The sequence below is a fragment of the Dapis hubbardiae BLCC-M172 genome (genome assembly GCF_050016015.1).
In the GTDB taxonomy this organism is placed as follows: Bacteria; Cyanobacteriota; Cyanobacteriia; order Cyanobacteriales; family Microcoleaceae; genus Trichodesmium.
The window spans coordinates 1-8,683 of the sequence record NZ_JBNHEQ010000107.1; the positions used below are offsets into that span (position 1 = coordinate 1).

The 8,683-nt window shown below is 33.8% G+C and carries 5 protein-coding genes and 1 pseudogene; all 6 read right to left on the bottom strand.

Features of this window, described 5'->3' with window-relative positions:
* Nucleotides 1–298: 298 nt before the first annotated feature.
* A complete protein-coding gene (locus ACP6PK_RS10305) occupies nucleotides 299–874 on the bottom strand; it encodes a rhomboid family intramembrane serine protease (protein ID WP_094674075.1) in 576 nt (191 codons plus the stop codon).
* 622 nt (nucleotides 875–1,496) lie between these two features.
* Nucleotides 1,497–3,770: a DNA phosphorothioation-associated putative methyltransferase gene (locus ACP6PK_RS10310; RefSeq protein WP_426559531.1), complete on the bottom strand. Its 2,274-nt coding sequence runs from the start codon at nucleotides 3,768–3,770 to the stop codon at nucleotides 1,497–1,499.
* A 926-nt stretch (nucleotides 3,771–4,696) separates the two neighbouring features.
* Nucleotides 4,697–5,020, bottom strand: coding sequence for a KGK domain-containing protein (locus ACP6PK_RS10315; protein ID WP_094674081.1), 324 nt, complete (start codon nucleotides 5,018–5,020; stop codon nucleotides 4,697–4,699).
* Nucleotides 5,021–5,234: 214 nt separating this feature from the next.
* On the bottom strand, nucleotides 5,235–6,290 hold the full coding sequence (gene ccsB / locus ACP6PK_RS10320) for a c-type cytochrome biogenesis protein CcsB (RefSeq protein WP_426559532.1): 1,056 nt from the start codon (nucleotides 6,288–6,290) through the stop codon (nucleotides 5,235–5,237).
* Between the two features lie 152 nt (nucleotides 6,291–6,442).
* Nucleotides 6,443–6,901 (bottom strand): annotated as a pseudogene (locus ACP6PK_RS10325) (zinc ribbon domain-containing protein); the annotation flags it as partial.
* Nucleotides 6,902–6,928: 27 nt separating this feature from the next.
* Nucleotides 6,929–7,321, bottom strand: a complete 393-nt coding sequence (locus tag ACP6PK_RS10330) for a transposase (RefSeq protein WP_426559533.1) — start codon at nucleotides 7,319–7,321, stop codon at nucleotides 6,929–6,931.
* Nucleotides 7,322–8,683 lie beyond the last annotated feature (1,362 nt).

The window sequence follows — 8,683 nt, forward strand, 5'->3', positions numbered from 1 at the left end:
GGGAGAGGTAATTATCAATTATCAATTATCAATTATCAATTATCAATTAATGAATGTTCCTTGTTGATCATCAGTATTTCAACAGAAATGATGTAACTAATACAGCAAATTCCAGGTATATGAAGTACAGTAGCAGTAGCTTTTAAAAGAGTGTTTGAAGTCTTGAATTAAGGTTGCATTTTTGTTTATATTGTCTACTATAATTACTGTAAAACATTTACATGGAATAGACTGTAATTCCAACTTAAACTATTAGTAAATAAAATAGAGATTAAGGTTGTATAACATGGGTGTTATTTTAACTATTTCTTTTCCGTTTCCCCAAAAGTTGAGCTGCAAGTATCCCACCCAGAAAACCAAATAAGTGTGCCTCCCAAGATACATCAGGATCTGAAGGTAAAATACCCCAAATTAAACCACTGTAAAGAAAACCAGCAGTTAAGGCGAAAAGAACTGATAAAATACTAAAATCAAATAAACTTCGGAGTAATAAAAAACCAAAATAACCAAAAATTAATCCACTAGCACCAATATGAATAGAACCTGGTGAACCAAAACACCAAATACCTAAACCACTAACAATTATAGTAACAATACTCACAAAGAAAAAATCACCAACTCCCCGTAACATGATTAACCAACCCAGAGTTATTAGTGGCACAATATTAGCTATTAAGTGAGCATAACTACCATGCAAAAATGGAGCAAAAAAAATACCAGTAATTCCTATAGAACTTTGAGGATGAATTCCGCCGTAATAATTCAGTCCTCCCCTTAAAAGTTCGGCATTAATAATTTGTACAATCCAAAGAATAGCAATAATACTTCCCAAAATTGTCACCTGGGTATTCAGTTTTTCAAATAATTTGTTCATTGGTTTTAAGTTATAGTTGATATATTTCCACTATTTTAAACTATTATAAGCTATTAGCTGTAAGCCATCGGCTATCAGCAATAAGACTCTACTGTTTATAGATATTCTCTAAGGTTAGTCACGAAAATATAGGCGTTAGAGCAACTTGTTTAATTGCCCAAAGTGAGGGTAGTCCTCAGGAAGTAGGGACGTTGCATGCAACGTCCCTACAGAGTCATTTCAGTTATTAGTTAACACCTGCTTCTGGCTAAACCCAGAGGCTTGACATAAGGAATATTCTCTTTTTTTATCCCCTTAAAAGGGGAGGCTTGAGACCTTTTTTTTGTCAGAATAAATAGGAATTATAGAGGAGGTAGTCAGAAGAATTTTCCCTTGATTTTTATGTCATAATCAGCCCAAAATACTAAATTTTTGAACCTTTTGGAGCTAAAAGCTCGCACTTTTTTCCTTCTAAAAATGCTCAAATATTTATCTGTAAATGCTTTGATATTTATAGCAGTTTTCATTAATATAGAGTAGAGATATTTTGGTTTAAAGGAACAAGGAATAAGGAAGAAGTTTTGTAGTCTACTTTTGTGAAAACCGCTATAATCAGCAAACCCTAATAATTAATAATTAATAATTAATTATTTTGTTTTTTTCTTTTACGCTTCCTAGCAGCATCAGCAGACTTTAATATTTTTAATTGATAAGGGTCAACATTTGTACGCCAATAAACACGATGACCTTTAATTTCTGTACAATTTTTCTCTAAACATTTGAGCCATCCGAGTCTATTTTCAATTTGTTCTAAATCATTTAAAAGTCCTCTATCTTCTTCTTGGACTGTAAGTTTAGCAAATTTTTCATAGTGGGGATAATCTGAAGTTACTAAAGCATCTTTTCTGTGCAAAATTGGTGGATTATATTCACTTGTATAATCCTCATAGACCACACTTAAATCCCGCAAATCAATATTCATAGTTGTATCTAAAACTGGGTGAGCTTCGGTATCAAAGTCGGGATAAAATAAATAAGATATTATTGGTAGTTTATGATGAAATTTAACGATAGTTGCCTCATTTAATCTACCAATTGTACGATTAGCACAACCTTCATAAAGTCGCAACAAAGGGTCAAGTTTTGCTACAGCAGAAACATGAACTAATAAAGAATAATCAGATTTATAACCAATAGAACTATTTTGGCAACATTTACTAATCAGAACAGAATCACCCAAACTAAATAATATTAAATCAGCTAAAGTACAGGCTTTAGTATAACTACCAAATAAAGCTCTAATATCATTTCTAACTATTTCTGAGAATTGGGAAAACTTAGGGCGATGACTAAATTTTGTTAAGGCTAAATATACTAACAAGTCTTGACGCCGTTTATCCGTTATTTTATCCCATTCTTGATAGTTAGTTACTTGGATAATTAACTGAAAGGCACGACGAAAATTACCAAATTCTTCAATTAAATCTGTCTCTTCGTCAAGTTCTCCTCTAACTGGTAGACGACCGCGATCGCTCATAAAATTCATCAAAGGAATAAGCTGTTCTTCATAATCTTCAAACCGCTTATTTTTGCAACTAATTCTAGGTGTATATAAACGGGTTTTCAACCGAGATGCCTGGAAATTTTGAGCTTCTGCTTCATCTCTAAAAACAAAGAAAATTCCTAAATCAATAGGAATCGAATCTACATTCAACACTTGGTCAATATAAGACTTTAATTCTTGCTGTTCATAATATTTCTGAAAAGTCTTACGAGCTGTAATTATGCCATCTCCATAAGCAAGTTTTCCCTCAGTTTTACTATCATCAATTAATACCAGAGCAGAAACAATTAAAACTTTTTTAGTTAACTGCCAAGATTTAATCAAAGCTTCCCTACGTTCGGCTAAAGATTCTATTACATTAATTACATAACCAAGATTGACAATATCAGCAGCAATACAAGGAGTTTCTGGCAAATAATAGGGGTCCCAACCTGCACTTAAATAACCTTTTTTAGCAATATATTTGATATCCTCGCCATATCCACAACCATAGTCAAAAAAAGTTGTACCTTCTGTAAATAGATTTGCTTCTACAGCTAAACGTACTGGTTTAGAAATTTTTTTACGAACTATAGCAGCTTTATGACGTTGTATTTTGGAAATTGGCATCTCAATAGTATGCTGAATTACATGATGGTCTTGAATTTCTATGCCATGATTTTTAAGGTGTGTTAACCATCCTTTACGAGTACCAATTAAACGAGTATTATCTAACAGTCCTAGTTTTACTTCAGCAGAAGTTAATTGAGCGAATTTTTGGTAGTGGGGATATTCAGGAGTAACAAAGGTTTCTTTCCGATGCAGCACCGGAGGATTTTTACTATTGGTGTAGTTTCTCTGCTCAACTTTTCCCTCATTCAGATTAATGGAAATGCTAGTTTTTAAGGCAGGATGAGGGTCAATATTAAAATCTGGATAGTGTAAATAAGAAATTGTTGGTTTGTCAAAATTAAACTTTATTAATGTGGTCGTTTTGGCATCAGCTTTTTGCCTAGAAACGGCTTTGAGATATAAACGATGAGCTAAATTTTCGTAGAGTTGCAGTAAGGGATGAAGTTGTTCTAAAGCAGAGATATGAATATAAAGAGCGGTTGGTAATTTTTTCCCTATTTTGCTTTGTTGACAATATTTTTTTATCGCACCAGGTTGATAAATTTCTAGGAATATCTGGTTAGCAAATTCACAAGCAGACTTATAAGTAAAAAAATAAGTTTGAATATTGTCTCTAACTTTCTGGGGTAAGTCAGTTTCTAATTTTATTTTGGGTAATATTTGAAAGTTTTCTATATTTAAAATCAGATATAGTAGCAGTTCATAATAACTTTTTTCCTGGAAATTGAGTTCGTTATTCATTACTAAAATCTGTCCGAAGAGAAGAACAAATTACCTACTAATATCAAATCCGGTTGAATACTTACTATATAGTTAGCGGAGGTTGGTAGGTAGAAAATTGGTAGATTGAATATTGAAGTAATTAGGGTTTGCTGAAAAAGTCTTTTTTAAGGAGCGGGGGAGTAGGGAAGTAGGGGGAGTAATTTTTTTCCAAAACTCTTGCCCAAAATGCTAACTTTTCGATTTTTCGGGAACCGTGCATGAAGAACTGAAAACCAAGGTATTTCAGACCTAAAATTGCTCAAACCTTTATCTCCAAATGCTTTTAAATTTAATCAGCAAGCCCTAATTATAGAATTATAAACATATATAGTAATCCTCAATGATTTGTGAAAAAAAAACTGTAGGGGTTTGGTTTCCAAATCTCTTTTTCGCGCTTGGGTTTGGAGACCAAACCCCTACGATAAAATGTTACAACCTATTCAGGATTGCTATATTATATAACCGAATTCTATATAGCAAGGGAGTAATACCATTTCTCAAAAACTTTTCTACATTTGATTGAGTAGGGGAGTGAGGGAGTGTAGGAACGTTTCATAACAAAAATGCGTTTTCCGTTCCGGAATCCTCCGCAAACATGTCGCGCAGCGATACGTCCCTACGGGAGAAGTAAAAATAATGATAATTAATATTAAATTGCCTTAAATAAGAAAAAATATGATTCTACCAAGATAATTACTTAATAACTGAAGTATTAATCAAGTATAGCATTACTTTTGGTAATTAGTATAAGATATTCCCACTGCCTTTCCCCTTGACTAAAATAATTACAATGTACCACCACCAAGTTAAGGTATAGAAATCTTTATTCCAACTAATACTAATATCTATTCCCTATTCCCTTAAGATAAAAACTACTAACTCGTGACTGAATAATTTATTGAAAATCAACTCCACATTCCTACATCCTCTAGTATTTCTTCAGAATTAGCAATAGAACTAACAACAGTTTTAGATAAACCTTTTTTGGAAACAGTATCAGAAGTTTCTGTATAAAATTCTAAACGAAGTTTTACCTTTCCTTTGTTCCAGTAAGAACCAGGTTTTAATAATTGACATTCTAGCCCATCTTCAAATAGATTTTCCGACTCTAATCTAGTTAAAATCATAGTTATATATTCACTAACTTTAAATGTACATTGAAACATTAAAAGACTAGCACCTGTAGACAAAACATCATCATTATTTAGTAGATGAACTTCAGTTTCCATAAGAAAAGTTATCCTGGATTTATTTTGAATGAAAAAGGGAGTAGGGACTAGGGAGTGTGGGGAGTATGGGGATGGAGAGTACAGGGTCTCGAAGATACCCAAGCTGCATTAATAAAAACGGACTTCCCATCCAGGGAGGGGTGAGGGGTGAGTCCCACAGTTCCCACAGTTCCCTCACTCCCCCACTCCTGATAAGAGTTACCTGGAAAACCTGTTAAAAAAACCAACCATAAGAATGTAAACCTTTACCCAAAAGATTTACTCCTAAATAACATACCCAGACTACAGCAAACCCAGTAGCAGCCAAAATAGCAGGTTTTCGCCCTTGCCATCCTCTAGTAATACGAGCATGAAGATAGGCCGCAAATACTAACCAAGTAATTAAGGCCCAAGTTTCTTTCGGGTCCCAACTCCAATAAGAACCCCAAGCTTCATTGGCCCAAACTGCTCCAGCTATAATTCCAATAGTCAGTAGTGGAAACCCTAAGCCAATGATACGATAACTAATGTTATCTAGCGTTTGGGCAATATTTAAACGCTCTGGTGAAAGGGTTGTTTCTGCCTCAACTGTTTGAGTAACCTGAGTCATTTCCAAAACAGCAGTTTGACTATGACCATTTTTTGTAGATAGGGGAAAAGGTTCATGGTTATTCTTAATTTCGTTGAGGTTAGCTCCTTCTGTTTCCAGTTGTAAATTTTCCGAGTGCTTCCCAAAATGATTATTTCTATAAGCACGAGTGCCAAAAGAACTGCCACTAAGTTCTACTTTTTGGCCACTGGTGATAATTAGAAAAGCGATCGCCAATAAGGACCCCACCATAAGAGTCGAATAACTTAACATCATTACACTAACGTGCATCATCAACCAATTAGATTTTAGAGCAGGTACGAGGGGTTCAGATATCTGCATATTGGAGGGCAAAGTTAGGGCAGCAAAAGCAGAAATACCCATAGCAACTGGAGAGGTAAAGATTCCTACCAGGCGACTACCACTCATATTTTCAGCTATAAGATGAATAGTAGTAATTCCCCAAGTCAGGAAAAATAAAGATTCGTACAAGTTGCTAATAGGGAAATAACCAGCTTCTAACCAACGAGCGCCAAGTAATGTTGCAATACAGAGATTAGCGATCGCCATTCCTGTAGAACCCAAAACTGAGAGATAGGGAATACGGGGAAAAGCAGCACCTACCCAGTAAATGAGCATCGTAGTAAATAAGATAGCAAACGAGATATTATCCAGTGAGTTTTGGAGTCTGACTAGATCCATTAATTTTTCTCCATGATGATGTATTTCAGTTTACATTGTTGATTTTAGGGAATTTAGGTAAATATACAATTATTTTTCACCATAACTTTAGGAGTATGAATACCAATACCGCTCAACCAAACTTACTCAAATTTACTCAACAACCTGAAAGCTTAGTTAAACGCAAGTGGATCGACCACTACAGGGTTAAACGGCAAACCCTTTCTTCCTTGGTCAAAAACATCAGGAATTACTTTTTTAATTATATTCAATGACCCATTTACATCTGCATTTAATGATTTATTTTCCCTGGTTTTATACAACCCTCTTGTTACTCTTTTTCCACTAAATTTCGTTTTTTTATCTCCATATTTCGGTAAATTATCCCCATCTAAACAGCTCGATTGAGACGTATAAGATTCTTCTGTAATTATTACTTTTATTCCTCTTAGTTGGGCTTTATATGTTAACATCTCTATCAACCTACAATGAGGGATGTTCACAAATTGTTGATTGTTCTTTTTTCCTGATTTTATTTCTTGTTTCCAGGTCTGGTTATGCCCGATAATTAAGATTCCTATTTCATGCTTAATGCACCAATCTATTACTCTTTTACTTGCTGTATGGAGATAATTTTCTACTCGACAATTTCGTTTCGGCTAAGAGCCGACATGAATGTGAGTTAATTTTTTTAACTTCGGAGAATTACTTTTATTGTGGTTATTTTTTAATTGAGATTGTAAACAAGAGCGCTGTTTATTATAAAAGGTATTAATTGCTTTTAATGGTCTGCCTTTAATCAAAATAGGTGCAGTTCCTGTTTGATTTGTCGTTACAGCCATTAAGTTATTCACTCCTAAATCTACTCCTGCTAGTTGTTGATTTTTTGTAGTTTCCTCCGATTTTTCATAGACTATTTCTATTATGTAACAGCTACTTTTGGGGACGATTCTGGCCTCTATTATTTCTGTCTGTGAAGTGAGAATTTTTATTTCACTCATCGACAGATGACAAATTCCTTTTTTTAAGGCTTTGCGCGTAAATTGATTCATCTGGATATGGCAGAATATTTCGGCATGCATGTCTTATGTTTATATTTAGGAATTTTCGGTTTTCCTAAAAATTTACTAGGCTGTTTTTCCCACTCTTTTAAAGCTGAAAAATAACTGTTCCAACATCGATCTAATCTCCTAATAATTTGCTTACTTACCTTGGTAGTTCATTAATGGATAATTAATAATGATTAAGATTTTAAACTTTGCACAATAAGTAAGATTTTTGTTGACAAAAAGTTTTCAATTTAGTAAAGTATCCCGACTAAATAATTATCAATTATGAGGATAGGCTTTCAACCTAGATTCGATTAATTATCAATTATCAATTATCAATTATCAATTATCAAAAAAGCCTTGTGGTCAATTTCAGACCAAAAAGGATGATTTTTCGTGATGACATGGCATTCAACTAGCTTCATACCTTAATTGTCGCTGATAGGGACTAAATGGATGGACAACTGAATCAACTTACTCATTTTAGTTTGATAGGTATAGTTATGAATAAGTTAGATAAACTTTAGATAAGTTTTCCCTTTCTATATTTACTCCCTTACCTGCTTTAATAATATTAAATAGTAACAAGATTTTTGCTACATAATTCAAATAGTATGATATTATAAGCATCCAAACAACTTAAATAGGATTTACCCAGAGAATATACATATAGAGTTCAAAACTCAGACGTTCTAGTTTTTCAACTCTATATCTAGTATCTTGACCTAAGTCCTATGAAAAATACTATAACCATTCAGGGTGCATCTCATACTTTGCCAAAATACTTGATTTTCTATTCCCTATTCCCCACTCCCGACTCCCGACTCCCTATAACTTAAATAGGAATTACCCAGAGAATATACATATAGCGCTTAAAACTCAGACGTTCTAGTTTTTCAACTCTATATCTAGTATCTTGACCTAAGTCCTATGAAAAATACTATAACCATTCAGGGTGCATCTCATACTTTGCCAAAATACTTGATTTTCTATTCCCTATTCCCCACTCCCGACTCCCGACTCCCTATAACTTAAATAGGAATTACCCAGAGAATATACATATAGCGTTCAAAACTCAGACGTTCTAGTTTTTCAACTCTATATCTAGTATCTTGACCTAAGTCCTATGAAAAATACTATAACCATTCAGGGTGCATCTCATACTTTGCCAAAATACTTGATTTTCTATTCCCTATTCCCCACTCCCGACTCCCGACTCCCTATAACTTAAATAGGAATTACCCAGAGAATATACATATAGCGTTCAAAACTCAGACGTTCTAGTTTTTCAACTCTATATCTAGTATCTTGACCTAAGTCCTATGAAAAATACTATAACCATTCAGGGTGCATCTCATACTTTGC

What these genes read in the sequence shown, in the direction of transcription:
- ACP6PK_RS10305 (WP_094674075.1), bottom strand. Translation starts at nt 874, where the DNA reads ATGAACAAATTATTTGAAAAACTGAATACCCAGGTGACAATTTTGGGA.
- ACP6PK_RS10310 (WP_426559531.1), bottom strand. Translation starts at nt 3,770, where the DNA reads ATGAATAACGAACTCAATTTCCAGGAAAAAAGTTATTATGAACTGCTA.
- ACP6PK_RS10315 (WP_094674081.1), bottom strand. Translation starts at nt 5,020, where the DNA reads ATGGAAACTGAAGTTCATCTACTAAATAATGATGATGTTTTGTCTACA.
- ccsB (WP_426559532.1), bottom strand. Translation starts at nt 6,290, where the DNA reads ATGGATCTAGTCAGACTCCAAAACTCACTGGATAATATCTCGTTTGCT.
- ACP6PK_RS10330 (WP_426559533.1), bottom strand. Translation starts at nt 7,321, where the DNA reads ATGAATCAATTTACGCGCAAAGCCTTAAAAAAAGGAATTTGTCATCTG.